At 61.8% G+C, this 26,394-nt stretch carries 27 protein-coding genes and 1 tRNA gene; 12 read left to right on the top strand and 16 right to left on the bottom strand.

Annotated features, from left to right (window positions below; translation table 11 throughout):
• Positions 1-30: 30 nt before the first annotated feature.
• On the bottom strand, positions 31-942 hold the full coding sequence (locus tag SA339_01530; protein ID MDW5561880.1) for a ribose-phosphate diphosphokinase: 912 nt from the start codon (positions 940-942) through the stop codon (positions 31-33).
• A 99-nt stretch (positions 943-1,041) separates the two neighbouring features.
• On the opposite strand from SA339_01530, the gene SA339_01535 reads away from it, so the two are divergent.
• From SA339_01535 to SA339_01550, 4 genes are all read left to right on the top strand, one after another.
• Positions 1,042-1,197, top strand: coding sequence for a hypothetical protein (locus SA339_01535; GenBank protein MDW5561881.1), 156 nt, complete (start codon positions 1,042-1,044; stop codon positions 1,195-1,197).
• 160 nt (positions 1,198-1,357) lie between these two features.
• Positions 1,358-1,561, top strand: coding sequence for a hypothetical protein (locus SA339_01540; GenBank protein ID MDW5561882.1), 204 nt, complete (start codon positions 1,358-1,360; stop codon positions 1,559-1,561).
• 120 nt (positions 1,562-1,681) lie between these two features.
• A complete protein-coding gene (locus tag SA339_01545) occupies positions 1,682-3,295 on the top strand; it encodes an ATP-binding protein (GenBank protein MDW5561883.1) in 1,614 nt (537 codons plus the stop codon).
• 2 nt (positions 3,296-3,297) lie between these two features.
• Positions 3,298-3,591, top strand: coding sequence for a DUF357 domain-containing protein (locus SA339_01550; GenBank protein ID MDW5561884.1), 294 nt, complete (start codon positions 3,298-3,300; stop codon positions 3,589-3,591).
• Here the strand turns inward: SA339_01550 and SA339_01555 are convergent, their stop codons facing one another.
• From SA339_01555 to SA339_01580, 6 genes are all read right to left on the bottom strand, one after another.
• Positions 3,592-4,461: a pantoate kinase gene (locus SA339_01555; protein ID MDW5561885.1), complete on the bottom strand. Its 870-nt coding sequence runs from the start codon at positions 4,459-4,461 to the stop codon at positions 3,592-3,594.
• Positions 4,458-5,654: a bifunctional phosphopantothenoylcysteine decarboxylase/phosphopantothenate--cysteine ligase CoaBC gene (gene coaBC, locus SA339_01560; GenBank protein MDW5561886.1), complete on the bottom strand. Its 1,197-nt coding sequence runs from the start codon at positions 5,652-5,654 to the stop codon at positions 4,458-4,460. The genes SA339_01555 and coaBC overlap by 4 nt, the downstream gene beginning before the upstream one ends.
• 96 nt (positions 5,655-5,750) lie before the next feature.
• Positions 5,751-6,416, bottom strand: coding sequence for a dTMP kinase (tmk, locus tag SA339_01565; GenBank protein MDW5561887.1), 666 nt, complete (start codon positions 6,414-6,416; stop codon positions 5,751-5,753).
• A gap of 8 nt (positions 6,417-6,424) precedes the next feature.
• Positions 6,425-7,954: an aminomethyl-transferring glycine dehydrogenase subunit GcvPB gene (gene gcvPB / locus SA339_01570; protein ID MDW5561888.1), complete on the bottom strand. Its 1,530-nt coding sequence runs from the start codon at positions 7,952-7,954 to the stop codon at positions 6,425-6,427.
• Entirely contained in the window at positions 7,951-9,273 is a 1,323-nt protein-coding gene (gcvPA, locus tag SA339_01575) for an aminomethyl-transferring glycine dehydrogenase subunit GcvPA (GenBank protein ID MDW5561889.1), read from the bottom strand. Before gcvPA ends, gcvPB begins: the two co-directional genes overlap by 4 nt.
• Before the next feature lie 90 nt (positions 9,274-9,363).
• Complete coding sequence (locus SA339_01580) at positions 9,364-9,792, bottom strand: VOC family protein (protein ID MDW5561890.1); 429 nt, start codon at positions 9,790-9,792, stop codon at positions 9,364-9,366.
• Between the two features lie 223 nt (positions 9,793-10,015).
• Here SA339_01580 and SA339_01585 point away from each other — a divergent pair, with 223 nt between their 5' ends.
• Entirely contained in the window at positions 10,016-11,575 is a 1,560-nt protein-coding gene (locus tag SA339_01585) for a fibronectin type III domain-containing protein (protein ID MDW5561891.1), read from the top strand.
• A gap of 5 nt (positions 11,576-11,580) precedes the next feature.
• Here the strand turns inward: SA339_01585 and SA339_01590 are convergent, their stop codons facing one another.
• Positions 11,581-11,988, bottom strand: a complete 408-nt coding sequence (locus tag SA339_01590; protein MDW5561892.1) for a Toprim subdomain protein — start codon at positions 11,986-11,988, stop codon at positions 11,581-11,583.
• A complete protein-coding gene (locus tag SA339_01595) occupies positions 11,985-12,278 on the bottom strand; it encodes a DUF167 domain-containing protein (protein MDW5561893.1) in 294 nt (97 codons plus the stop codon). Before SA339_01595 ends, SA339_01590 begins: the two co-directional genes overlap by 4 nt.
• A 132-nt stretch (positions 12,279-12,410) precedes the next feature.
• Between SA339_01595 and SA339_01600 the strand changes: the two genes are divergently transcribed.
• Positions 12,411-13,187: a hypothetical protein gene (locus SA339_01600; GenBank protein ID MDW5561894.1), complete on the top strand. Its 777-nt coding sequence runs from the start codon at positions 12,411-12,413 to the stop codon at positions 13,185-13,187.
• Here the strand turns inward: SA339_01600 and SA339_01605 are convergent, their stop codons facing one another.
• Positions 13,188-13,973, bottom strand: coding sequence for an MBL fold metallo-hydrolase (locus tag SA339_01605; protein ID MDW5561895.1), 786 nt, complete (start codon positions 13,971-13,973; stop codon positions 13,188-13,190).
• A 20-nt stretch (positions 13,974-13,993) separates the two neighbouring features.
• On the bottom strand, positions 13,994-14,503 hold the full coding sequence (locus SA339_01610) for a CBS domain-containing protein (protein MDW5561896.1): 510 nt from the start codon (positions 14,501-14,503) through the stop codon (positions 13,994-13,996).
• A gap of 127 nt (positions 14,504-14,630) precedes the next feature.
• Between SA339_01610 and SA339_01615 the strand changes: the two genes are divergently transcribed.
• Positions 14,631-14,704 (top strand) — tRNA-Lys (locus SA339_01615).
• Between the two features lie 40 nt (positions 14,705-14,744).
• Here the strand turns inward: SA339_01615 and SA339_01620 are convergent.
• Positions 14,745-15,998 (bottom strand): hypothetical protein, encoded by a 1,254-nt coding sequence (locus tag SA339_01620; protein MDW5561897.1) that lies wholly within the window; start codon positions 15,996-15,998, stop codon positions 14,745-14,747.
• A 221-nt stretch (positions 15,999-16,219) separates the two neighbouring features.
• Here SA339_01620 and SA339_01625 point away from each other — a divergent pair, with 221 nt between their 5' ends.
• On the top strand, positions 16,220-17,092 hold the full coding sequence (locus SA339_01625) for an ATP/GTP-binding protein (protein MDW5561898.1): 873 nt from the start codon (positions 16,220-16,222) through the stop codon (positions 17,090-17,092).
• Here the strand turns inward: SA339_01625 and SA339_01630 are convergent.
• Together SA339_01630 and SA339_01635 are read right to left on the bottom strand one after the other, a co-directional pair.
• A complete protein-coding gene (locus SA339_01630; GenBank protein MDW5561899.1) occupies positions 17,084-17,419 on the bottom strand; it encodes a helix-turn-helix domain-containing protein in 336 nt (111 codons plus the stop codon). The genes SA339_01625 and SA339_01630 overlap by 9 nt on opposite strands.
• Positions 17,420-17,535: 116 nt before the next feature.
• Positions 17,536-18,744, bottom strand: a complete 1,209-nt coding sequence (locus tag SA339_01635; GenBank protein ID MDW5561900.1) for a proteasome-activating nucleotidase — start codon at positions 18,742-18,744, stop codon at positions 17,536-17,538.
• Positions 18,745-19,084: 340 nt separating this feature from the next.
• Here SA339_01635 and SA339_01640 point away from each other — a divergent pair, with 340 nt between their 5' ends.
• Positions 19,085-19,591, top strand: a complete 507-nt coding sequence (locus SA339_01640) for a multiprotein bridging factor aMBF1 (protein ID MDW5561901.1) — start codon at positions 19,085-19,087, stop codon at positions 19,589-19,591.
• A 3-nt stretch (positions 19,592-19,594) separates the two neighbouring features.
• Here SA339_01640 and SA339_01645 read toward each other — a convergent pair whose 3' ends face one another.
• Both SA339_01645 and SA339_01650 read right to left on the bottom strand, forming a co-directional pair.
• Entirely contained in the window at positions 19,595-20,062 is a 468-nt protein-coding gene (locus SA339_01645; protein ID MDW5561902.1) for a DUF2240 family protein, read from the bottom strand.
• A 65-nt stretch (positions 20,063-20,127) separates the two neighbouring features.
• Positions 20,128-21,885, bottom strand: a complete 1,758-nt coding sequence (locus tag SA339_01650; protein MDW5561903.1) for a cation:proton antiporter — start codon at positions 21,883-21,885, stop codon at positions 20,128-20,130.
• Positions 21,886-22,259: 374 nt separating this feature from the next.
• Between SA339_01650 and thsB the strand changes: the two genes are divergently transcribed.
• The 3 genes from thsB to dnaK all read left to right on the top strand — a co-directional run bounded on the left by thsB (position 22,260) and on the right by dnaK (position 26,388).
• Entirely contained in the window at positions 22,260-23,894 is a 1,635-nt protein-coding gene (thsB, locus tag SA339_01655; GenBank protein ID MDW5561904.1) for a thermosome subunit beta, read from the top strand.
• A gap of 84 nt (positions 23,895-23,978) precedes the next feature.
• A complete protein-coding gene (locus tag SA339_01660; GenBank protein ID MDW5561905.1) occupies positions 23,979-24,521 on the top strand; it encodes a nucleotide exchange factor GrpE in 543 nt (180 codons plus the stop codon).
• Positions 24,514-26,388, top strand: a complete 1,875-nt coding sequence (dnaK, locus tag SA339_01665; GenBank protein MDW5561906.1) for a molecular chaperone DnaK — start codon at positions 24,514-24,516, stop codon at positions 26,386-26,388. Before SA339_01660 ends, dnaK begins: the two co-directional genes overlap by 8 nt.
• The last annotated feature ends 6 nt before the right edge of the window (positions 26,389-26,394 follow it).

Genomic DNA, 26,394 nt, shown 5'->3' on the forward strand with positions numbered 1-26,394 from the left:
TAAAAAGGTTCGACGCGGCGTCTGGTGGCATCACCGCAGCGCCTTGGCGATCTGCGGCGCGACGGAGATGACCGACACCTCGTTCTCGATGGTGTTGGTCGAGTACACCGCATTGCAGCACTTACGCAGGCGGTCCAGCGCGCCCTTGGCGAACAGTCCGTGGGTGCACACCGCGGTAACACTCTTCGCGCCGAGGATCTTAAGCTGGTTGGCGGCCGCCTCAATCGTCCCGCCGGTGGAGATGATGTCGTCGACGATGAGGGCGTTCTTGTCCTTGGCGTCGACGTTCTTGGGTGCCATGCGCACCACCTCGCCGGACAGCCTGGTCTTCTCCAGGTGATCCCACTCCGCGCCGATGACCCGCGCGACCTCGCTCGCCCTCTGCAATGCTCCCTCATCCGGCGCAAGCACCAGATCGACCCCGTGGCCTTTGAAGAACTCCCCAATGCAGGGGGCGGCGTGCACGTCGTAGGCGTCGCCGCAGAACCAGTCGAGGACGATGGGCTTATGGATGTCCACGCTGACAAACTTCTTAGAGGTCAGCTCCATCAGCCGGACCATGACCTTGGCGCTGAGGGCCTCCCCCTTCTTGAAACGCTCATCCTGACGAGCGTAGCCGAAGTAGGGGACCACGGTGGTGACCTGCCTGGCGCCCAGCCCCACCGCAGCGTCCTGGAGCAACAACAGCTCGACCAGATTGCTGTCGGGGTGGGAGCTCTGTACGACGACCACCTCGTCGTCGAGGTCCTCCGCCTCGATGCGGACGTAACATTCCCCATCGGGGAAACGGGAGGTGTGGGCCTGCATGTACTTGCACCCCAGTTCCGTGGCCAGGTCCTGGGCCAGCATCTTGGAAGAGGAGCCACCGATGACTATCATTACCAGGGGCATAAGCATGACCGCTTTAACCTTTTGCGAACGGGGAATCCACTCCGCGACCATGAGAAGATGGCCAGAATAAATGCGCTTCAAATCAGTTCAACATCCATCGAGATCACCTGGAAGGCATGGTTGAACGTGATCGGAGCACTGGAGATATAGATGGTCAAGATGGCCGATATGTTATCTGCCTCGAGCGCGCGGTACACAGATCTATCGCTGTCCGCCACCGCGCACAACTCTCCGCGAGCGGCGGAGCAGACGATCGAGAGGATGCCTACTGTGCACTTCTCATTGTACCTGATATCAGGGTCCTGAGATAAGCACGTCCAGTGAGCAAGAGGTGGTCTTCGCCCCCAAGAGGGGAGCGAGGGATGACGGACATAGGCGAATCCTGAATGGAGGTCAGTATCTGTCAATGAGACTCAGATGGAAGACAGTATCTACACGAAGGGGACTTTTTCCCTCAAGGTGGAAGATGGCAGCGGATGAACAGAAAGTGGAACCGCCAATGGAGGTCGAGCACAGGGGCAAGGTCTGGAAGGGCGCCCCTAATGTGTTGCAGAGATGCTCTTTCTGTAACCTGCACAAGGAGTGCAAGGAAGCGCACGTTAAAAGGGGATCGCGCGCCTGCGCCGAGGCCCGCTATGCTGCGGGTTCCAGCGCTCGCGGGATAAGGTGAGACACTCACCGAGTTGGATGCTCTCCGGACCCGGACCGGTGACTGAAAATGGCCTGCGGCCCGGGATTCTCTATTGAAAACCTATTTATTCGCTACTTTCAATACATCGACGGGATGCATATGGATACTGAGGCGGAGGCACCGCCCTCTTCGGACGTTCAGCGCAGCGAGGCCCCTATCATAGTACCGTCCATGCCGTCGCCAGCGCCTGCGCCGGAGGTCACGGCCCCCGTGGCGGTGAACGCGACCTCCGCGCTCCCATCCTTCGGGGAGGGCAGGGACGCGGTGGGAATTATCTACGGGGACGTGGGCACGGCGGCCTATAACGTCAGCGTCATCGCCAACCTGGAGAAGATGGAATATGTGATGGCCCAGCACGAGCAGGCCGGATGGGTGCTGGGGCAGGTCATGGACATGCAGCGCAAGACCGACCTTTCCCTCGATCGGGCCAAGATGATATCCTTGGGCGAGGAGATCATGATCCACGAGAGGGTGGCGGCACAGATCACGGTCATAGGCTATCGCGACGAGCGGGGGTTGCTGCAGGTGCCCCGCACTCCGTTCAAGGCCGGCCAGCCGGTGTTCAAGGCGACCGACGATCTCATCAGGAAGGTCATCGGGCTCAAGGAGAACACCCCCACCGGCGCGTACATCGGATTGCTGTTCGGGCACGACATCAGAGTGGAGATGGACATCAACTCCATGGTCCAGAAGCATGTGAGCATCCTGGCCAAGACCGGTGGAGGCAAATCGTTCCTGTGCGGCGATCTCATAGAGGAGCTGATGAAGCACGATGTCACGGTCATGGTGCTAGATCCCCACGGCGAGTACGGGGCCATGCGGGAGGTCGGGCATGTGGGCAAGGGCCACCGGGACTTCAAGGTGACTGAGCGGGGGTTCGAGGAGCATATCATCGAGTTCGCCAGCGACACCGACGTCAACAAGAAGGCGAAGCCGTTGCGGTTCACCCTGGCCAACATAGAGGCCCATGACCTGCTCTCCCTGACGAGCATCAAGAACGGAAAGGCCTACCTCACCGCTCTGAGGAAGGCGATCGACGCTATCAAGAGCGTTAAGAAGGAGTATACCCTCCGAGATATAATCAAGGTCCTGGAGAGCGATGAGGAGGGTAACAACGCTGCCCTCATCAACGAGCTTCAGTTCCTTGAGGACTGCAAGATCTTCGCACCTTCGGGGACGCGCATCGACGAGCTTGTCGTGAAAGGGAAAATGACCATAATCAATCTCAAGGGCACCGAGCCGGAGATCGCTGAGCTCATCGTCAATCGCATCTGCACCGCCCTGTTCGAGCTGCGTAAGCTCGGCAAGGTGCCGCCGATGATGCTGGTGGTCGAGGAGGCGCACAACTATTGCCCGCAGCAAGGCCTGGCGGCCTCGTCCAAGATCTTCCGCACCATCGCCGCCGAGGGCCGAAAGTTCGGTCTCGGTCTGACCATTATCAGCCAGAGGGCGGCCAAGATCGATAAGAACGTCCTCAGCCAATGCAATACCCAGATGATACTCAAGGTCACCAATCCTAACGACCTCAAGGCCATCACCGCTTCCGTGGAAGGCCTCACCGCAGGCATGGCCGACGAGATACAGCGCCTGCCCATAGGTGTAGCGCTATGTGTCGGTGGCAACATCCAGATGCCGCTGTTCGTCGAGGTGCGCCCGAGGGAGAGCCGCCACGGTGGGGAGAGCGTGGAAATAATTCCGACCAAGGATGATTGAGCATGCAAGACACAATATCCAGTGAAAAACTGGACAAGTACCTAGATACCACCAAACGGGCGCTGGATAAGCTCAAGATCGCCGCCCCACCCCGCTCCTTCGGTAGGCGGTTGGCTGAGGACTTCTTGACGATGGCGACGTCTTACTACAACGATGCGCTGCACTTCCGATCGATCGGCGACTTCATCAACGCTTTCGCCAGCGTGAACTACGCCCATGGTTGGCTGGACTGCGGCGCCCGTATCGGCCTCTTCGACGTGGGGGAGGACGACAAGCTGTTTACCCTCTACGAGTGATCAAACCTGGTGGACGAGGACCCGGGGACCGATATAGTCGATGGATAGCCGGAAGGTGGGACCGAAGAATGCCCATCGCTCCTGGATCGCGTCCAGATCCCCGCAGGCGAACACCGAGTTGCCGAGCATTATCATCGATGCCTGGCCCAGGCCCTTCACGGCATCCAGGGCCTCCCGGACTCCGGCTCCGGCCAGTCCGCAACGGTCGGTGAACTCCCGGCTCAGGCGGAAGAACGATTGCGCCGTGGGGTCCATGCTCAGCTCACGGCTGCACGCCCTCCCCGCCTCGACGATCTCACCTCTTCTCGCCGCTTCGTTGAGCACGTCGGCGGTGCGCATGTTATCCCCGACCACCGCCGCCACGATCTCCCCGGTAAAATCAAGACGGTCCACCTGGCCATAGGGCGGAAGGCCCTCCCGCCGCCGGAAAGTCATCCCCCCGCGGGTCAGGGCGGCGACGTCGCCCAGACCGGTGCGGTGTTTCAGCTCCGCCAGATGGGCGGCGGCGAAGGCATCCTCAGGCGGCCGCTCTAGGATCTCAGCCAGGGCGAAGGTGGTGGACAGCGCCCCCGCCGCGCTCATTCCGAAGCCAGCACCCCCCGGAAGGTCAAGGAAGGAATCGACAGTGATGTCCAGCAGCTCGTCCCCCAGGAGCAGGGCCGCTGCGCTGCGGGTGACCTCGGCGTCCTGGCGTCTGCCGTCGATCGAGATCTCTATCCTCCCCGTCCCCGGCCTTGAGGTCACCGAGGTGGTGACCCCGCGGTTGACGCATAGGCCCGCCCCTCGGGACCCGGTGAGAAGGGGCTCCTCATGCTCGCACGGCTGGAAGAAGCCGGTGATGTGCCCCGGGCAAAACGCCGTCGCCTTCATCGAAGGACCTTGGCCACGACGTCCAGGATGCGATCGGCCAGCTGTGCCTTGGAACCTTCGAACGGGATCTCCTCGCTGCGTGTTACGAGCACCGCCTTGGTCCTTCCCGACCTCACGTCCCGCAGGTCGTTGGCCACGATGAGGTCCAGTCCATGATCCTCCAGCCGTGCCCTCGCTCGGCGCATCAGCTCATCGGGGGTCACGTCGATCTCGGCCTTGAAGCCCACCAAGACCTTGGTCCGGGGACGCAGCGTCGGGAGGACCTTGGGGAGCGGGCGCATGGTGATCTTTAATTCCTTCTTGCCCGAGGAGATCTTACCCTCCTTGGCGGGGGGAGCGTAGTCGGACAGAGAGGCGGGAACGATGACCGCGTCGTGGTCGACCTCATCGACCATGTCCAGGATTTCCTGTACCGTGCGGAAGGTGCGCCGCGCCACGGTCGCCGGTACCGGGACGCTCATCCGCCCGGCCCACAACTCCACGGAGGCGCCTCGCCGGGACGCGGCCAGGGCGATCTGCACGGCGCTCTCCCCGGTGCCGGTGTTGGAGATAATCCTCACCTGGTCGATGGGCTCCTCGGTCGAGCCGCCGATCACCAGCACCCTCTTGCCCCTTAGATCATTGGGACCGAGGTCGGCGAGCACCCGTTCCACAATCTCGTCGATGGTCGCCACCCTTGCCTTCTTGTCCCTGACCACTGGGCCCACGAACCCCACGCCCATGTCCTCCAGCCGCTTGACGTTCTCCTTGACCGCGGGGTGCTCGTACATCGCCAGGTGCATGGCCGGAGCCACCAGGACCGGGGCCCTAGAACCGATGGCCACCGTGGCCATGGTCGTTACCGGAGTATCGTCGATCCCCAGGGCCATCTTGGAGATGGTGTTGGCGGTGCACGGCGCGACCAGTAGCATGTCTGCCTTGCCTGGGTAGTCGCCGAACAGGCTCACGTGTTCGACCTTGCCGGTCAGCTCGGTGATCACCGGCCGACCGCTGGCGAACTCCATGGCCCACGGCGTGACCAGCTTGGCCCCCTCGGGGGACATGACCACGGTGACCTCAGCCCCATGCCGCATGAGCTCCCGGACCAGCTCGAACGACTCCACCGCAGCGATGCTCCCGGTAATCCCCAGGACGATGCGCCGGCCCTCGAGCTCCCGTCCCTTGGTGCACCGGATGGCCTCTGAAGGATGCATGATGGCGCAACCAGTGGTGAATGATAAATAATTAGTGCCCGCACCGGGGATAGGGGCGCCTCATGCCGGATCGCCCATTAGCCGAGCACCCCTCGATCATCGAGGCTGGAGGGCCCAAACGGTGTCCACGACCTCTTCCAGGCCCTTGGAGGCGTCGATGATTATGTACGAGAGGTCCTCCACCGCCAGCCGGTCATACATGGACGACACCTTGCGAAGGAAATCGATCTTCTCGAACTTCTCCGTCTCCCCCCGCGTGGACACCCGCTGCATGGCGCTCTCCGGGTCGATGCGCAATAGGAAGGTAGCGTCGGGATGGAGGACAAAGGGGGCGTTGACCGTCCTCAGCCACTCCAGGGCCTTGGGTCCCAGATGGGGGCGGAGGGTCACCGACTGGTAGGCTAGGGTGCTGCCCTCGTAGCGGTCGCACACCACGTCCCGGCCGTCCTCTAGCCAAGCCCGGATCTGGGCGCTGTGCTCGGCGCGGTCGGCGATGTACAACAAAGTCTCGGCGAAATCGCTATGGGCCTCCTTGTTCGCCCTCCTCACCTGCTGGCCGATCCAACCGGAGGTCGGCTCGGCGGTCCACTCCACTGCCCTTCCCGTCCTTGCCAGGCGCTCGGCGAACAGCTTGGACACTGTGCTCTTGCCGGAGCCGTCGATGCCTTCGAAGACGTAGAGCCGGCCGGTCTGTCCAGTCACCGTCATGCTGCAGCTCAGTGCCATAGTTCGCGATATCATCGGGGTCCTCGTCTCGTCCATGTCCACCCTCACTTGTTCTCCAAAATCAGCGAGCAGGACTCGCATTTGCGTCCCGCGGAATTCGCCCTCAGCCCGTCCAGGCTTCCGCTGAGCTTCCGTTTAAGGCCGAGGTAGCTGAGCACCAGCTCCTTGGCCGCGTAGACCTCGTCGATACGGCGGGCCGAGGTATTGTGCGGGGCCTCCCTCACGACCTGGGGGTCCTCCTTGGCTATGCTCAGCATGGCCTCGGCGAACCGGTCCAGGGTCTCCTTCGTCTCCGTCTCCGTGGGCTCGATCATAAGCGCCTCCTCGACCAGCGACGGGAAGTACACCGTGGGGGACATCATCCCGTGGTCCAGCAGGCGCTTGGCGACGTCCAGCGCGCGGACGCCGCGCTCCTCCTTGAGCTTCTTGGCCGAAAGAACGAACTCGTGCTTGCGCAGCGGCTTGAACGGCATGTGATAGGTCGGGGTGAGCTTGGTGTGCAGGTAGTTGGAGTTCAGAACCGCCCGGTCCGACGCTTCCCGGAGCCCGTTCCCGCCCATCCTGAGGATGTAGGCGTAGGCGCGGACCAGGACCGCGAAGTTGCCGTAGAACGACCTCACCTTGCCGATGCTCAGCGGCCGATCCCAGTCCAACAGGTATCTGTCCTCCTCGCGGACGATCCGGGGCACCGGCAGGTACGGCTCCAGCTCTTTCCTGACGCCCACCGGCCCGGCCCCCGGGCCGCCGCCCCCATGTGGGGTGGCAAAGGTCTTGTGGAGGTTGAGGTGCACGATGTCGAAGTCCATGGCCCCCGGGCTCGTGTGACCCATCACCGCATTGAGGTTCGCACCGTCGTAGTACATCAGCGCGCCGGCCCCGTGGACGATGCGCACGATGCGCACGATGTCCTCCTCGAAGATGCCCAAGGTGTTGGGGTTGGTGATCATGAAGGCTGCGGTGCGGTCGGACACCACGCTCTTGAGCGCCTCCACGTCCACGCATCCGCTGGGCGAGGTGGGCACTACCACGACGTCGAAGCCCGCCATCGCCGCCGAGGCCGGATTGGTCCCGTGGGCGCTGTCCGGGACGACGACCTCTCCGCGGTCCTCGCCGTTGGCGTCGTGGAGAGCGCGGGTGATCAGCATTCCGGTGAACTCACCCTGGGCTCCCGCTGCCGGCTGCAGGCTCATGGCATCCATCCCTGAAACGGCGCACAGCGCCCGCTCCAGCTCGTAGAGCAGGCGCAGCGATCCCTGCACCCCTTCCTCGTCCTCGAGGGGGTGGACCTCCCCCACCGAGGGTAGCGCGGCCAGGAGGTCGGCGTACTTGGGGTTGTACTTCATGGTACAGCTGCCCAGGGGATAGAGACCGTTGTCCACCCCGAAGTTCATCTGGGACAGATCGGTGTAGTGGCGGACGACCTCGTTCTCCGGCAGGTCAGGGATGTCCAGTTCGGTCCTCAGCAGGTTGGGGGGAACCTCGATCTCCCGCTTGGGCGGCGGCAGGTCGAGACCACCGACGCCGCTCATCTCCTGGATGAGGCGCACGTCGAAGGTTGCTTGGCGATAAGTCATAGCACTCCCTCCAGGGCCGAGACCAATGTTACGATATCCTCGTCAGTGGTCATCTCGGTGGCGGCGAAGAGCATGCAATCGCCCAAGCTTGGTACGTGCCGAGCCAGCGGTAGGCCGCCGATAATGCCCTTGCGCATGAGCACCCGGGCCAGTTTCTCCGGCTTGATCGGCGGGCGGACCACGAACTCGTTGAAGTGGTAGGACTTTAGTGCCGGGCACTCGAACCCCTTGAGCTGGCAGAGAGCGTCCATGGTCGCCCGGGCCCTCTCCATGTTGATCATGGCCAGCGCTCTCAGTCCAGACCGCCCGACGACGCCCAGGTACACCGCGGCGGCGACTGCCATCAGCGCCTCGTTGGTGCAGATGTTGGACGTGGCCCTCTCCCGCCGGATGTGCTGCTCCCGGGTCTGCAGGGTCATGGCGAACGCCCGGCGACCGGCGAGGTCGCGGGTCATTCCGATCACTCGGCCTGGCATCTTGCGTATGTGCTCCTGCCGGCACCCGAACAGGCCGAGCAGGGGACCGCCGAAGTTCATCGGGGAGCCCAGCGACTGCCCCTCGCCGATAACGATGTCCGCGCCGTAGTCCCCCGGCGCCTTCAGTATGCCCAGAGATATGGGGTCCGCCCCCACCACCAGCAGGACATTGGGAAAATCCTTTTTCACCTCGGTAGCCTGACGGTCGATGACTCCCAGGAAGTTCGGGACCTCGACATAGATGCCAGATACCTCGCCGTCGACCTTGGAGCGCAGGTCCTCGAGGTCCATCTCCCCGGTGAGAGGGTCGAACCCGTACTCCACTATCTGCATGCCAGACCCTTTCATGTAGTTCTGAAGGACCCCCCGCTTCCCCGCGCTGAGCGCCTCGGGGACCAGGAACTTGCTCCGTTCGTTGATACGTCCGCACATGACTGCCGCCTCGCCCAGGGCGGTGGAGGCATCGTAGTTCGAGGAGTTCACCGCTTCCATGCCGGTCAGCTCGGCGATGTAGCTCTGGTACTCGAACAAGGCCTGCAGCATGCCCTGGCTGATCTCCGCTTGATACGGAGTGTAAGCGGTCTGGAACTCCGAGCGGGAGACCATGGCGGTGACCGCGGCGGGGATGAAGCGGCGGTAGATGCCACCTCCCAGGAAGCAGGGATGGTCCACGGCGGTGACGTTGCGTTCCAACATCGACCTTACCGTCCTCACGACCTCCATCTCGGACATGCCATCGGGGAGGGGAACCCCCCCGGTGCGGACCGAGGGCGGGATGTCCGAGAAGAGTTCGTCCACGCTCTGAACGCCCAGCGCCTTAAGCATCCTCTCGTCGACGGCCATGGTGCTCAGGTGATGAGATTGTTTGCTGGCTATATATGATTGAGGTCGTCCTTTGCGGACAGATCACAGGCGGGCCCTCCGCCAACCATTTCACACGTCAATGTCCAGCCTGCCGCTGGCATCCACCGGCGTGAACGGGTTGAAGGCGACCTCCCACAAGTGGCCATCAGCATCCTGGAAGTACGATGAGTAGCCGCCCCAGAAGACCTTCTGTGGTCGCTTAACGATCCGACCGCCCAGCTCGTCGACCCGGTCGATGAATTGATCGACCTCATCCTCGCTACACAGGTTGATGGCCATCGTCACCCCGCGGAAGCCCGACCCCTCCGGCGGAATGGCGGCATCGTCGGCCAGGGCCTTCCAGGGATAGAGTGCGAGGACCGTGCCCCCGGTGATGAACCATACAATATCGCTGTCACTCTTCGCCGATCTCTTGAACCCCAGCCCCTCATAGAAACCCGACGACCTCTTGAGGTCGGATACCCCCAGGGTCAACACGCTTACGATCCTTGGCCCCATGGGAGCAGTCAAGGCCGTACCGGAAGATGTACCTTCACCTCGGCTGGGCAGCGGGTCGGCGCCACGATCTGGCCGCCCATCTTCCTGCCGTTGGTCGTTATTCTCGATAATCGGACGTCGAGACATAATGCTAAAGATATGCGACCGTTTCGCGCCGCCGGAGAGTGGAGATGTTGAGAGGTAGCGGTGCCTATACACTTATGCCGGTCGGGAGGCGGCGCGCATGAGGGGGGCGTTGATAGGGGGGACTGTCGCCGCGGTGGCCATTGTCCTGGCGGTGTTCCTGGTGTTCCCGTCGCTCCTGCCCTCCGGCCTCATGGGCAGCAACACAGAGGGCGATAGTAAAACTTCAGACATACCTAAACTGAATGCCATCTCTCCCTCATCCAGCGTGGTTCTGTACACAAAGAACATCACCCTGGAATGGACCCCGGACGCCAACGCCGACAGCTACGTCGTTCTCATCACCGTCCCCGGTGGCTCGATAGGCGGGGTGAACCTGACCTCCACCACCAACAACTACGACCTCGGCGGCTTGCTGGAGAGTGGCAGCTACCTATGGACGGTGCAGGCGGTGGAGGACGGAAGGTACGGTCCGCTCAGTGAAGCCTCGATGTTCACGATAAGGACGACGCTCGTCCAGCCCACCTTACTGTCGCCGTCGGATGGCAGCGTGCTTGTCAACAGCCTTCCCACGCTGCGTTGGAGCGGCGTGACCGAGGCCCTGGGCTATCGCGTGGAGATCGCCAAGGACACTGAGTTCTCCGATCTCGTGGTGGACGTCCGCCTGACCGGCACCTCGTACTCCCCGACCTTCACTATGGAAGATGAGGCGGTGTACAGCTGGCGGGTGGCCGCCTACCACGACGAGGCCTTTAGTCACTGGAGCGCTGTTCGGCAGTTCAGTCACAACGACTTCCTAGCTGCTCCCCTGCCCCTCACGCCTGTCTCCGGGGCCACCGTTGACGGGAGCCAGGTCAATCTCACCTGGTCCGCGGTGGAGAGCGCCAGCGGCTACCGGGTCCAGGTGAGCACCTCGGCCTCGTTCGCTAGCACGGTGTTCGACGTCTCGGTCAGCGGGAAATGGTATCTTGTTCCCATGGTGCTGCAGAACGGTACGACCTACTACTGGCGGGTGCAGGCGGTTAATGGGGCGATCGTCAGTAGCTGGAGCGCCTCCGTGAGTTTCCTCGTTCCGGCGGACAGCATCTCGTTCTCCTATTCCTGGAGCTATGGCGGAAAGACCTGGACCCTCAACGGTTCGGCCTCCGGGCATGATTACTACTACCTGAGGAGCCTGACCCGCACCTATGATTATGCATCGTACGTCATGGATGCCGACCCCACAGTCATCGCCGTGGCCAATCAGCTGAAGAGCATGGCCGTGACCAAGGGGTATGGCGGAGACCTCGCCCAGTTCTTCCTGGCGTTCGTGCAGGGGGTCCCATACACCGAAGACCAAGCGACCACCGGGCGGGTGGAGTACCCCCGGTATCCGGTGGAAACGCTGGTGGACCACGGAGGGGACTGCGAGGACAAGTCCGCGCTGTACGCGTCTCTGATGCAGTGCACGGTCATCGGCGTCGACGCGGTCATGCTAGAGTACACCCGGCCCGGAGTCTCCGGCCACATGGCTGTGGGCATCGTCGGCAGCTTCTCCGGAACCTACTATGAGTACGGAGGAACGGACTACTTCTACTGCGAGACCACCGGTGTCGGCTGGAAGGTGGGGCAGTTCCCCTCTGATCTTGACGGATTCACCGCCGAGATCCTCCCCTGCTAGCGCCGTCACCGGGGTGCGCCGGAGGTTTGCACCAGGTACGCCATGAAGGAGGGCAGGGACTCGATGTCCTTGATCTCCTTCTTGCACAGTAGGGACAGGCGGGCCCTTATGGAATCATCATAGCGCACCCCATTAGCCTTGAGGGCGTTGCGCAACAGCTCCGCCAGCTGCCCTCCCTTGCGGTCCCAGTCGGTGAGGACGATCGCCTCCCGCCCGTTCCAGGCTAGCTCCTCGGCCACCCCGAAGATGCCCCTGGCGTCCTGCACCTGGACGATCTCGCCCCCGATCCCCAGGCAGGCCAGGGCCTGCCGGTCCTTCCTTCCCTCGACCAGGATGACGGCCCCCTCGGGTCGCTCCTTGAGCTGGAGGAGGAGAGCTTCCAGCTCCTCTAACATCTCCTTGGGATCCCTCATGCTCCCTCCAGCCGGGACCTGACCTCGTCGACGGGCAGAGGGATCAGAACGGTCTTGTGGCGGTCGGTGTGTCCTCTGATGATCTCCACCCTCGTGCCAAAGAGGGCCGACAGCAGGTCCACCACCGCCTCGTTGGCCCGGCCCTCGGTGGGCAGCGCCGTCACTTTTACCACCAGCCGCTTCCTCCAGATGTCGACCTCTCCTACCTGGGCCTTCTTGGCGTTGGGGGTTACCATGATGTCCAGCTCTACCCCTCCCTTCACCGACCGAAGGACCTTAGAGACATCCACGTGACGGGATGGCCGGTGGACGGTGAAAAGGTTTCGCCCGCGGTCCGCTCCGAGGACTGTAGCGCTCCATGGAATGAGAAATTGGACCGAACCGCATACGCTCAAATACGGTCGACTGAATGAACCTAGCTGATGTCCCCTCCCGCCGAAGTGTTTACATTCGAGGACCTTACCGAGGTCTACCGACGGGAGCAGCGCAACAAGACCATCTCCGAGGTGCGCAGGGACTTCTATCCTGCGATGCGGGAGTGCCTGGACAACCTCAAGCGGGAGAGCGAACGGGAGTTCGCTGTCGACCAGTTCTCCACCAAGGCCAAGCTGGCGAGCAACCAGCTGATGAAGTTCCAGGAGAAGTCGGCCCAGATCTTCGAGTTCCGCTTCGGGAAGCTCATGGACATGGCTCTGAGGGCGGCTCAGGGGGCCAAGCTGGAGACGACCAGGCTGACCATCGAGGAGCAGGAAGTGTACGATAAAGTGTACTCTCTGCTCAAAGACTGCCGTTCGGTCGTGCTTGATGGCAACCGACCGAGGATCGAGGAGGCCGATGAGCCCACCCTCGAGCCCATGGCCGCGCCGGAAATGGTCGTGGAGGCCCTGCGCGAGGAGGAGATGGCCGCCACCACGGTGATCATGCCTTCACCCCTCCCTGAGGTGGAGATCGCACCTCCCGTCGCCGCCCCCGTCCCGGAGGTACCGGTGTCTAGTGAGGTCGCGGCGCCGGCGGTGGAGTTGCCGGCCCCCATGCCCGACCAGATGGTGCTGCGCATCGTCGAAGACATCCCCGCGTTCGCCGGGCCTGGCCGCACCTACCGCCTGCAGAAGGAGGATCTCGTCTCCCTGCCTCAGGCCATCGCCAAGGCGCTCATCATCCGCAAGAAGGCCGTTGGGATCCAGGTGCTGGGCCGCTGATCACACCGACAGCGAGCGGTGGTCATCAGGAGTCAGGAGGCAATCGATCCTATCCTCCTCGCATCCCAGAGTCCGGGCTACCGTCCTCCGAGCGAGCAACGGAGTGTTGTTGTTCTTGCTGATGTGCGCCAGGAAGACCTTGCGTTCCTCGTTGTGGGTCGCCCACAGCGCCCGGGCGCAGTCGACGTTGGAGAGGTGGCCGCGGTCTGAACGGATCTCATTCTTCAGCTTGGGCGGGTAGGGACCGTTGATCAACATCTGCACGTCGTGGTTGGCCTCGATGATGGCCAGGTCCGCATCCTTGAGCGCCGCGAACACCTCCGGAGTAATCTTACCCAGATCGGTCGCAAGCAGCATCTCTCGATCCTCGAAGCGAAGGTGGAAGGCATTGGGCTCGGCAGCGTTGTGCAGGATCGGCAACGGATGCACCGACAGGCATCCCAGGTCGAACCACTCCATCGTCTTGATGGGCATGGTGGAGTGCACCGCCCCCAGGTTGGAGCAGACGAGGGTGTTGCTGTTGCAGCATATGGGCACGTCGAACCGGCGGGAGAGCACTCCCGCCCCGTGGGTGTGGTCCGAGTGCTCGTGCGTGAGCAGGATAGCGTCCAGCGAACGAGGGTCGAGGCCTACCGCCTCCATGAGCTTGGCTATCCGCCTTCCCGATATGCCGGCATCCAGCAGTATGAGGGTATCCTCGGCCGCCACCACCGTGCAGTTACCGTCACTGCCGCTGGCCAGAACATGGACCTCTATCGTGCCCAGTACGCATCCCGGAAATGTCAATCATCGGGAGGTAAAAATAACTAGCGTCCGGTGGGCGGGCAGGATGGCGAACGACGTCCCGAGACGTCCCGGCAAAGCGCCACTAGTATGTCCTGCCGGGCGATGATCCCGATGAGCTTCCCGTCCTCGTGCACCGGGAGGCGGTTAAATCCCATTCTTACCATGATCTCCATGGCCTTCTCGATGTCCTCGTCTCCGGCGATGGTCACGACCTCGGTGTTCATGACGTCGCCGACCTTGGCCTCCCCCACGCTCTTGTATCGACTGCACAGGATTTCGTCCCGCACCAAGCGGTCGTAGGGCAGGGAGGCAACTGACAGCTGCTCCACGTCCAACCCCACCCCCTCCTTGCTGGCGGCGAATTCCAGGACGTCCGATTCACTGAGCATGCCAACGAGCCGATCGTCCTTGTCCACCACCGGGGCTCCGGAAACCTTCCTCAGGGACATCAGGACGGTGGCGTCACAGAGCGTGGTGTCCCTGTCTAGCTTGACCACTGCAGGGGTCATGATCTCCTTCACTTGAGTCATGTCGGCGCCCCCTCAAAGGCTTCTAAGGCGGCAGAAAAATGGGCCGACGATGCTCCATCCGGAGAATAGGGGCCCATACCTTCAGAAAAGCTTATGTACGACGACCATATTTCACGCCACACACGGGGGGCCCGTAGCTCAGCTAGGTAGAGCAATCGGCTCTTAACCGATGGGCCGAGGGTTCGAATCCCTCCGGGCCCGCCTCCCCTTTTCCTATCCACTTTTGTCATGTCTATCTCCTTCATGGGTCCGGGTGCCATCTGGCCATGTGCTCGGCGTGCGTGCTCAGGTACGCGCCCGGCCGGAACTTGAGATCATAGAACTCGAGGTCGAGATGATGGGCCTGCAGGTACATCTGGGTCCACATCGTGGGCACTGTTCCCGGGAACTTGCCGAAGCAGTCCAGTACGTACTGGGCCATCGTCGCCACGCACTCCTGGAACTCGGGGGAGTGCGCCTCGGCCGCACCTCTAACCTCCGGGGTGTCCAGCCACGGTCCTGGAGTGTCAGGATGGAACGGCCCTCCGCCCCCAAACTTTCTGTCCACCACCGCCCTCACCGCCCCCCTCATGTCCCGGTGGTAGGGAGGGCAGAAGCCCTCGAAGTGCCCAAGCAGCCCGGTGGGATTGGGGACCGCCCATCGGGGATCGGCGTCGTATCTGAATCCCAGGCCGCGGACCGCGGGGTCCCCGCTCGCCCCCAGGACGCTGAAAGGGTCGATCCCGTCGAACATCCAGCCCCCCAGCCCCATGGCCTGAAGTTGCAGCATTCCGGCGTAGCATGCCGTCCCCATCTCCACCGAGGCTTCGGTCACCGTCTGCACCTCGAGGAAGGACAGGGGGTAGAGGTTCTCCAGGTCGACGAGGTCGGCGAAACCCTCCAGCCCGGGAACGGGCGAGTGGTGGATGTCGTCGTACACTCCAACGCCGTTCTGGACCAGGAAACAAAGGGCTAACAGTAGGTGTTGTGCTAGATCTGCGACCGGGATCACGAGCACGCTCCCGGGCCTATTGACGCACCAGTGGTTATGGGCCTCGATGTGTGGTTCCCGGGGAGGCAGATCGAGGCGCCCATCGCTCAGCTTGACCGCCATCCCGAGAGGCCACTCCGGATCTTCGGGATCACGTTCCCCCGGCCCGTCCCGGGATGGAAGATGGTAGGTGCCCCCGTCATCGGTGAAGAACACCTCGCTGGTGTGGAAACCGGCGGACGAGGGAAAGGTCCTCCCCCATGCCGACCCTGAATAGTTGGGCAGGTGAGGGGATATCTTCGGATTGAAGGGGATCATGTAATTGTGGCCGGTGACGCCGGAGACCGCCTGGAGTACCACGGCCTCCTCCACCCGGTCCAAGGGAACGGGCGGGGACGAGGACCGATGCCTCAAGGGACCGTCCGATATCTCCACGCCCGGGGCGAACCTCCGGGCCCGGCGGCCGCGGAGAGCGTCCTGCAGGGGGAACCGCCTGGCATCATCCCATCCGGGAGGGTACCTCATGGTCACGTCTTCGGAGCACGTGCGAGTTAGTGTTTGCGGTCGCCCTGTGAACCCCTCGGAGGAGGCGGGGGAGATGAAAAAGCCAAGAATGGATAGAGGCAACGATCGCAGGACGAAGAAGATCCGAGCGTCTGAACCGTCATCTCAAGGAATAGTCAGATCATATGATTGTCCGTATTCTTGTCGAGGGGCGAACCTGCGTACCCTCGGGGCCGCCCGGCTTGTCTTCTCAGGTCATGGTCTCCCCGGTCCGGGACGCGATTGCGCGGAACCTTTATGCCCACCATGCCCTCTCCATCGTTCAGACAGGGACGCCCATGCATTACGTCTACTTCATCGGCACCGCCGGCAGCGGCAAGAGCTCGCTGGTACAGGCCTTCCAGGATTGGCTGGATAGCAACGGCATCGACAGCATCGTGGTCAACCTCGACCCCGGTGCGGACTTCATCCCCTATCAGGCGGACGTCGACATCCGGGACTGGGTACACCTGGATGAGATCATGCGGGACTACTCTCTCGGCCCCAATGGGGCGCAGATCGTGGCCTCCGACCTCATGGCCATCAACGCCAAGGAGTGGGTGCCGGTGGTCAAGAAGATGGAGACCGATTACTGTCTCATCGACATTCCAGGACAGATGGAGCTCTTCACCTTCCGGCAGTCCTCCGGCGCTCTCATCGACGAGCTGGGCCGAGAGGATAGCTTCCTCGTCTTCCTCTCCGACCCAACCCTCGCCAAGACGTCCAACGGCTTCGTGTCCGACCTCATGCTTGCAGGGATCACCCAGTTCCGTTTCTCCCTTCCTCTCCTCAACGTCCTCTCCAAGTCCGACCTGCTCAAGGAAGAGGAGCTGGAGGAAGTGCTCGGATGGTCGCGCGACGCCTACTCCCTGTACAACGCCCTGACCGGCCCGGACATGAGCTCTCAGGCGGTGATAAGCATAGAGTACCTGAAGGCTATGGAGAGCGTGGGCATGTACAAGGAGCTGACCCCGGTCTCGGCCATGGAAGGCACCGGCCTGGAGGATATATACAATGCCGTCCAGCAGTACTTCGAGGGGGGCGAGGACATCGGATCGAGGCCCTCTTCAGAGTAGGGTCCCGGTGTCGACGGTGTAGTCCTTCTGCCCGCAGCTCTCCAACTTGAAGGTGATCTTGAGCTTGCCGCGCTCCGTGAACAGGAATGCGTCGTGGAGCATGGACTGGAAGAGGGGCATCTCCCGTCCATCGATGGCGTAGGTGACGGCCACCCGCTTGACGAGCCCCTTCCTCTCTAGGACCTTGAGGCGGGAGAACAGCTTAGCTACGGGGATACCGGTGATACGCCAGATCTCCAGGGCCGTCCGGGGACGGTAAAGGGCGGCCATCATGATCTTGGTCGAACGCTCGTCCACAAAGATCCTCTGGGCCGTTCGGTAGTTCATTTGATCTTTAGACCCTCGGATGATTATATAACAGGTTAGTCATGAGTCTCAAGGATTGATTATTGCATTATAGAATTGAAAATAAAAATAGGATGGGAAGATAGTTCGAAGGGGTTTCAGGCGAACATGACGCCGGACTCAACGATCTTCGTGGTCTCGTTGTCCAGCACCTTGATGATCGCCCTCTCGAAGTCGGACATGCTGACATGATCCCGGTTATCGCGGATGGCGAACATGCCTGCTTCGGTGCAGATGGCCTTTATATCCGCCCCGGTGGCCCCCTCGGCCTTCAGAGCGAGTTCGGTGAGGGTGATGCCCTCGTCGATGGCCATGCGCTTGGTGTGGATCTTGAAGATCTCCAGCCTGCCCTCGTAGCCGGGCACCGGCACCTCGATGATACGGTCGAAGCGTCCCGGCCGCAGCAGCGCCTCGTCCAGGATGTCCGGACGGTTGGTGGCTCCGATGATCTTGACCTCGCCGATGGGATTGAATCCATCCAGCTCCGAGAGGAGCTGCATGAGGGTCCTCTGGACCTCCCGGTCCCCCGAGGTGGCGACCTCTAGACGCTTGGCGCCTATGGAGTCCAGCTCATCGATGAACACAATGCTGGGGGCCTTTTCCTTGGCCAGCTCGAACAGCTCGCGGACCAGCCGGGCGCCCTCCCCGATATACTTCTGGACTAGTTCCGATCCGACGAAGCGTATGAATGTGGCATTGGTCTGGTGGGCGACAGCCTTGGCCAGCAGGGTCTTGCCCGTACCTGGCGGACCGACCAGCAGCACGCCCTTGGGCGGTTCGATGCCCACCTTCTTGTAGAGCTCTGGCCTCAGCAGGGGATCCTCCACCGCCTCGCGGACCTCCAGGATCTGCTCCTCCAGGCCCCCGATCTGGTCGTAGGCGATCTCCGGCTTGTCGATTATCTCCGCCCCCACCACAATGGGGTCCAGGGATGGCGGCAGAACGCCCATCACAGCCAGGGTCTGCTTGTTCAGAGCCACCCTCGCCCCCACCAGGAGATCTTCCATCGGAACGTACTCGGAGGTGGACACGATGAAATCAGGGCCTGTGGAGCTCTTTACGATGACTCGGCCGTCGGCAAGGACGTCCTTGATGGATCCGATGATCAGGGGCGGGGACTTCAACCGCTCCATCTCCGCCCGCATCCTCTTTAGTTCCTTTTGAAGGCGGAAGAGCTCGCTCTCAACGTACCGCTTTTCCCCTTCGACCCTGCGTATCTCTTCCAAGAGCTCGCCGTTGCGTCTCTCAAGGACCTCGATCTTGTCCCGCATCTCGGCAACTAGCTCTTCCAGCTGGGGTTCCTTCATCTTTCCACCTCGGCTATCGCTTACATTAAGTGCTGAGCTATATGACTGTTTCGCCTGCCATACGCAACGGCCAGACAAGCTGGTCAAACCGCCCAACCCAAGCAGGGATTCGTACCTCTGCCGCTCGAAGAATATATAGTGCGGCCTCTAATTAATATTGTTATTCCTTGCATTCCAAGAAAAAGAAGGCGTGAGCTTAAAGGGCGTTAACATTACCTCTGCTGATAATGCTGGTGATGGCCCGGAGAGTAGGCCGTCGCTACCTCCTATTTCCCGCCCCTGTTCGGTCACCTCATCAAAAGTGGTAAATCGGTGGTCACTGATAGTGAGGCGAACTGCCATGTTGTGCGAGATGTGTGGTAAGGAATCTGAGTTCACCAAGACGATATCGGTGGAGGGCACCACTCTGAAGGTGTGCAAGGAGTGCTCTCGGTTCGGGGAGAGCAGCGAGGGTAAGGGAGGCGGAGCCAGGAAGCGTACCGCCGCCGCCCCGTCGCGCACTGTGGTGGCCGAAAGGCTGCAGGCCCGCGAGCGCCGGATGAAGACCCGCTCGATCTACGCCGACGAGGAGACCACCGACCTCATTCCTGAGTACCCCCAGCTCATACGTGAGGCGAGGATGGCCAGGGACTGGAAGCAGGAGGACCTCGCCGCTAAGCTTAACGAGCGGTCCAGCGTCATCGCCAAGCTGGAGAACGGTTCGATGAGGCCGAACGACGCGCTGCTCAAGAAGCTCGAGCACGAACTGGGTATCAAGCTGACGGAGAAGGTGGCGATGGTCAAGTCCGAGGGCGGCCGGTCCCAGGGTAAGGTGCTGACCCTGGGGGACATGATCAAGAAGAAGTGAGCATCAGCGGGCAAGGATCTCCTGGCGGACCGGCTCGAGGAACGGCTCCACGTCGGCCCCCAGGTCCTTGGCCACCAACACTGCGGCGACCTCCACGTCGACTCCCAGACGCTCCTGGGTCCGGTTGACGCGGGCCACCGCATCCCTCTTTTTTAATTTCCCCCGGTCGGAGATGACCTGGATGAGCTGGGCGAAAAGGGAAACCTCCTCCTTGTCCCCACTGAGGACGTCCTTGCTGGGCCGGAAGGATAGCGAGGCCTCGACGTCCTTGATGTCGAAGTTCGGCCGCAGGTACTCCTCGGTGCGGACCAGAAGCCCCCTCTTTACAGATATATCAAGAAGGGTCTGGGCCTCCTTGGGAGTGAACCACCGGTAGTCGAAGGAGACGGTCAGCATGAACTCCGTCTCGGTCATCACGTTCTTGCCCTTCCGTTTGAAGAGCACTCCCAAGCAGGTCTCCAGCTCGCCCATCCTAATACCGTAATATGTCCGGGGTCCAAGAACCTCTCGGTCTATTTCCACTTTTTCCCCGGAAGCTATTGAAGCTCCCTCCACCGCTCCCGGTGGTTGAAGGCCGGTTTCTCGATCTCCAGGGGCACGGGGGGCTGGGAGTTCCTCGCCCTGATCTCATCATAGGCCACCGTGTCGCAGGTCCGACGGTAGGACTGGGTCATAAGGTGGAACATCCATAGCAGGTAGGCCACCGCCAGCACCATGACCGACGGCCAGTACAAGGCGAACAGCAGGGCGACGTGCACCACCATCAGCAGCGCGAGGACGACCACCGCAGCCACATACTGGCTTATCGCCCTCTCCTTGCCTGGCATAGTTCCCAGGTTGTGATAGTCCACCTTTTCCACAACCCCACGGAGATCCCTGCCCAGCAGGACCCAAACCACGGCGCACGAGGCGATCGCCACGAGATAGGCGAAGATCAGAGGAGGCCCCCGCACCGAGATGATCATCAACACTGAACAGAGGAACACGATGAACGAGGCCAGCAGGGGGCGGGAGAGGACGAACAGCTTGCTGCCGGGCATGACGACCTTATTGAGAGTACGGGACAGGACCGCTCCTCCGTAGACGAGGGAACGGGGGGCCCTCTTGGCGACCCCGTCCGCGAGGTCAAAGCTCTTGCGGATGAACAGCGGGCACAGGACGCTCATGAGGAAGGTGACCGCTCCGGCGATGGGATACAGCTCCGCCCCTTTGGTCGCTCCTGCGGCGTGGCTCCCCACGCTGGCGTACATGATCGACTCGCCCCCTCTAGCGCTGAACGACGCCCCCACCGAAGTCGCCGCTCGGCGGCCGAACCCAACGATGTAGGCGACCGCGGACATGATGAGGATCTCGTCGATGATGATGATGACGACCGAGATCACGATAATGGTGATAACCGAGCCGAACAGCGAAGGGTCGATGAGCATGCCGAAGGACACGAAGAACATGGCCACGAAAGCATCCCTCAGTGGGGTGATGATCTTCTCCGACCGCTTCATTACCTTGGTCTCGGCGAAGGACATGCCTATGAAGAAGGCCCCGATCAGCGCGGGCACCCCGCACAGCTCGGCAAAGGCGGCCGACAGGCAGATCGCCCCCAGCATGAACAGCACGAAAAGCTCATCGCTTTTCATCATCTGGAGGCGGGCGATGGTCCGGGGGATGACGACAGCGATCATGACGGCGGAGAAGGTGAAGAACACCACCAGGCCGAAGACCATCCGTTCCAGGCTGAAGTTGGAGTCGGTATGTATAACCAGCCCTCCGACGATGGTCAGGAAGAGCATGGAGATGAACTCCTCCATGATGATCATGCCCAGCATGAACTCTGTCTCCGGCCGCTCCAGACGGCCCAGCTCCATTAGGGTCTTCATGGCCACCGCCGAACAGCTCATGGCCAGCACCGAGGCCAGGAAGATTGAGTCGATGAGCGGCCATCCCATGGCGGTCGCTAACAGGATGCCGGTGAACAGGTTGACCCCCACGTCGATGAGGGACAGGACCACCGCCGGCCCCTTGACCCGGCGGATCTTCTCAGCGGAGAACTCCATGCCCACGAAGAAGATCAGTAGATACAACCCCAGCTGGGCCATGGTTTCGATGAGACCGATGTCCTGGACCAGGCCGGAGTAAGTGAAGCCACCGATCTGGAAGGTCAGGTAGGGGCCGATGACGATGCCTGCGGCGATGTAGCCCAGGATGGCGCTCTGCTTGGCCTTGGAGGCTAGCAGGGCGCCTATGAAGGCTATGATCAGCATCGCCCCGATCTCGAACATCAACGTGCTCTCTTCCATCGTCCATCGCCCGACGCGACCGAACGGGTCGGGAGCCAGCGCTCGACGCCACGCTCCGACCAGCGACACGCGGGGCTAGGTGCTCACTCCCAGTCCCGGTCCAGTGCATCCCGGACCTCTATAACATTGGTCAATTAAAAATAAGTTTCCGGGGCAGCCTCACCGCCTGGTAGCAGGGCCCGACGGGGACGGGGGAGGGCAAGATGTCTTCGAGGCGAAGCCCCCCCGGCATTATCCAGATGCCCTGTGATTTCGCCCTGTGGAATGCCGTTAGGATGCCCAGGACACGGTATTTTTATATAGAAGAACAAACATTCAACGCAGGCTTAGCTAGAACATAGCTTCGTGAGTGAAAGATTATTGGAGGTAAAATCATGGGAATGGGAAACACGCCTATACTCATCCTCAAAGAGGGTACCAAGAGAGACCGGGGCAAGGACGCTCAGTACAACAACATCATGGCCGCTCGGGCCATCGCCGATGCCGTCCGGAGCACCCTTGGTCCCCGTGGGATGGACAAGATGCTCGTGGACAGCATGGGGGATGTCGTCATCACCAACGATGGTGTGACCATCCTTAAGGAGATCGATGTAGACCACCCCGCGGCCAAGATGCTCGTGGAGGTTGCCAAGACCCAGGACGATGAGGCCGGGGACGGGACCACCAGCGCCGTTATCTTGTCCGGCGAGTTGCTCAAGAAGGCCGTCGACCTGATCGACTCCAACATTCACCCGACCATCATCGCTGGCGGCTACAGGCTTGCCGCCACCAAGGCCCAGGAAATTCTTGACGAGCTGGCCATGGACGTCGATGTCAAGGACAAGAAGACCCTGAAGCTCATCGCCGAAACCTCGATGATCTCCAAGTCGGTCAACGCTTCCCGCGAGTCCCTGGCCGACTTCTCGGTCAAGGCCGTCACCGCGGTCGCCGAGCAGACCGGCAAGAAGTGGTTCGTGGACATGGACAATATCCAGCTGGTAAAGAAGACCGGCGGGTCCATTGACGACACCCAGTTCATCCAGGGCATCATCGTCGACAAGGAGCCTGTGCACCCTGCCATGCCCAAGAAGATCGAGAAGGCCAAGATCGCCCTGCTCGATGCGGCGGTAGAGGTCCAGAAGACCGAGATCGACGCCAAGATCGAGATCACCGACCCCACCCAGATGCAGGCCTTCCTCGACGAGGAAGAGAACATGCTGCGCAAGATGGTCGCCACCGTCAAGGCCTCCGGGGCCAACGTCGTGTTCTGTCAGAAGGGTATCGATGACCTCGCCCAGCACTTCCTGGCCAAGGAGAAGATCTTCGCTGTTAGGCGGGTCAAGAAGTCTGACATGGAGAAGCTGGCCAAGGCCACCGGCGCCACCGTGGTCACCAAGATCGAAGAGCTGTCCGCCGAGGAACTGGGCTCCGCCGCCCTTATCGAGGTCCGCCAGCTCGGAGAGGACGAGATGACCTTCGTCACCGGCTGCAAGAACCCCAAGGCCGTGTCCCTGCTGCTGAGAGGCGGCACCGAGCACGTCATTGACGAGGTCGAGCGCTCCCTGGACGACGCCATGAGCGTGGTCGCGGTCGCTATCGAGGACGGAAAGATCGTCACCGGCGGAGGAAGCACCGCCGTAGAGCTGGCCATGAGGCTGCGGGAGTATGCCGCGTCCGTGGGCGGCCGTGAGCAGATCGCCATCGACGCCTACGCCAGCGCCCTTGAGGTCGTCCCCACCGCGCTCGCCGAGAACGCCGGTCTGGACCCCATCGACATCCTCATCAACATGAGGAAGGCCCACAAGGACGGCAAGACCCACGCCGGTCTGAACGTCTACACTGGCAAGATCGTCGACATGATGGACCAGAAGGTCATCGAACCCATCCGGGTCGACCGCCAGGCCATCAACTCCGCCACCGACGCCGCGGTCCTCATCCTGAGGATCGACGATGTCATCGCCGCCAGGGGCATGGGCCCCGGAATGGGCGGTCCCGGCGGAGCCCCCGACATGGGCGGGGACGAGGACTGAAACCTCCCGGGGCCTTAGGCCCCGTTCTAAACCCCTTAATATTTCTAATCACCACACACTCACGATCCGTAAGACGGTGCAGAAATGGAGAAGGCAGAAGGGTCTGAGCAGAACGGCAGCGGGGCGGCAGGTCCCGAGGAGGAGCTCGCGTCCCTGCGCGAGCAGCTCCAGGCCGAGAGCAAGGAAAAGGACCGGCAGGCGGCCCTCGCCGCCGAGTATCTGGGCATCGCCAAGCGAGCCCAGGCCGACTTTGAGAACTATAAGCGCAGGACCCAGAGGGAGCGCGAGGAACTCGTGAAGATTGCCAACCATCGACTGTTGGGCGAGCTCCTGCTGGTGTTCGACGACTTCGAGCGCGCCCTGGCCGCGAAGTGCTCCGAGGAGGAGTTGCGGGCAGGAATCACCAAGATACGCGACAATATGGCCGCCCTCCTCAGGGACTATGGGCTGAGGGAGATCCCCTCCGATGGCAGGTTCAATCCCACCGTCCACGAGGCGCTCGCCGTGGGCGAGGGAGAGGACGGCACGATCCTGGAAGTCTTCCAGAAAGGTTACTACCTCGGCGACAAGGTGCTGAGGTGCTCCAAGGTCAAGGTAGCTAAGAACACAGGTGAAAACAATGGCTAAGATCATCGGTATAGACCTAGGTACCAGCAACTCTGCGGCAGCGGTCATGGAGGGCGGCAGGCCCACCATCATTCCCAGTGCGGAAGGGACCAGCATCGGAGGGAAGGCCTTTCCTTCGTATGTTGCGTTCACGAAGGAAGGGGAGCTGCTGGTCGGTGAACCTGCCCGCCGGCAGGCGGTCACCAATCCCGAGGGGACCATCGCCGCGGCCAAGCGCAAGATGGGAACCGACTTCAAGTTCCACGTTCACGGGAAGGATTATACTCCCCAGCAGATCTCCGCGTTCATTCTCCAGAAGATAAAGCGGGACGCCGAGGCATTCCTCGGGGAAACGGTTAGCAAGGCCGTTATCACCGTTCCCGCCTACTTCAACGACAACCAGAGACAGGCGACCAAGGACGCCGGCGCGATCGCCGGGCTGGAGGTCGTGAGGATCATCAACGAGCCCACCGCGGCCGCGCTGGCCTATGGCTTGGACAACAGCAAGAGCGCCCAGAAGATCATGGTCTTCGACCTCGGAGGCGGGACGCTGGATGTCACCATCATGGAATTCTCCGAGGGCGTGTTCGAGGTCATCTCCACCTCCGGGGACACCCAGCTGGGAGGCACGGACATGGACCAGGCCCTCATCAACTATGTCGCTGCGCAGTTCAAGAACGAGAGCGGCATCGACCTGACCAAGGACAAGATGGCCATGTGGAGAGTCCGCGAGGCCAGCGAGAAGGCCAAGATCGAACTGTCCTCCACCATGTCCACCGAGATCAACCTGCCCTTCATTACCGCCGACCAGAGCGGGCCCAAGCATCTCACCATGAACATAACCAGGGCGAAGCTGGAGGAATTGGTCAACCCCATCGTGGAGCGGTGCCGGGTACCGGTCAGCAACGCCCTCCGCGACGCCAAGCTCACCCCCGAGCAGGTTGACAACATCATCCTGGTCGGAGGTCCGACCCGCATGCCCATCGTCCAGAGGTTCGTTGAGGCGATGGTCGGCCGGAAGATCCAGCGCGGTATCGATCCCATGGAATGTGTCTCCATGGGCGCGGCCATCCAGGGCGCGGTCCTCGCCGGAGAGGTCAAGGATATCCTCCTGCTCGACGTCACCCCACTGTCCCTCAGCGTGGAGACGCTGGGAGGCATCGCTACCAAGCTTATCGAGAGGAACACGACGATCCCGACGCGTAAGTCGCAGGTGTTCTCCACCGCCGCCGACTACCAGTCCAGCGTGGAGATCCATATCGTGCAGGGGGAGCGGGAGATGGCCGCTGACAACGTCTCGCTGGGCAAGTTCCAGTTGTCCGGCATCCCCCCCGCACCGCGGGGCATCCCGCAGATCGAGGTCACCTACGACATCGATGCCAACGGCATTATCAGCGTATCCGCGAAGGATCTCGGCACCGGGAAGGAGCAGAAGATCACCATCACCGCCTCCAACAAGCTGTCCAAGGATGAGATCACCAAAATGGTCCATCAGGCCGAGGAGTTCTCCGAGGAGGACAAGAAGCGTAAGGAGAAGGTGGAGACCCTCAACCAGGCCGACACCCTGCTGTACACCACGGACAAATCCCTGGTGGAGCTGGGGGACAAGATCACCGCCGAGGAGCGGGAGAAGGTCAAGAAGGCCTCCGACGAGCTGCGGGAGGCGATGAAGGCCGACGACCCCGAGAATCTCAAGGCCAAGATGGACATCCTGATGAAGGAGATGTCCGCCGTCTCCACTCGCATCTACCAGGAGGCCGCCGCGGCCCAGCAGGCGGCCGGCGCACAGGGTGCGGAGCAACCCCAGCAGGCCCCTCCCTCCGACGACAAGAAGGACAAGGGCGAAAAGGGCGACTTCACCGACGCCGACTATCACATCGTGGACTAGGATCGC

The organism is Methanomassiliicoccus sp., assembly GCA_033485155.1.
GTDB lineage: Archaea > Thermoplasmatota > Thermoplasmata > Methanomassiliicoccales > Methanomassiliicoccaceae > UBA6.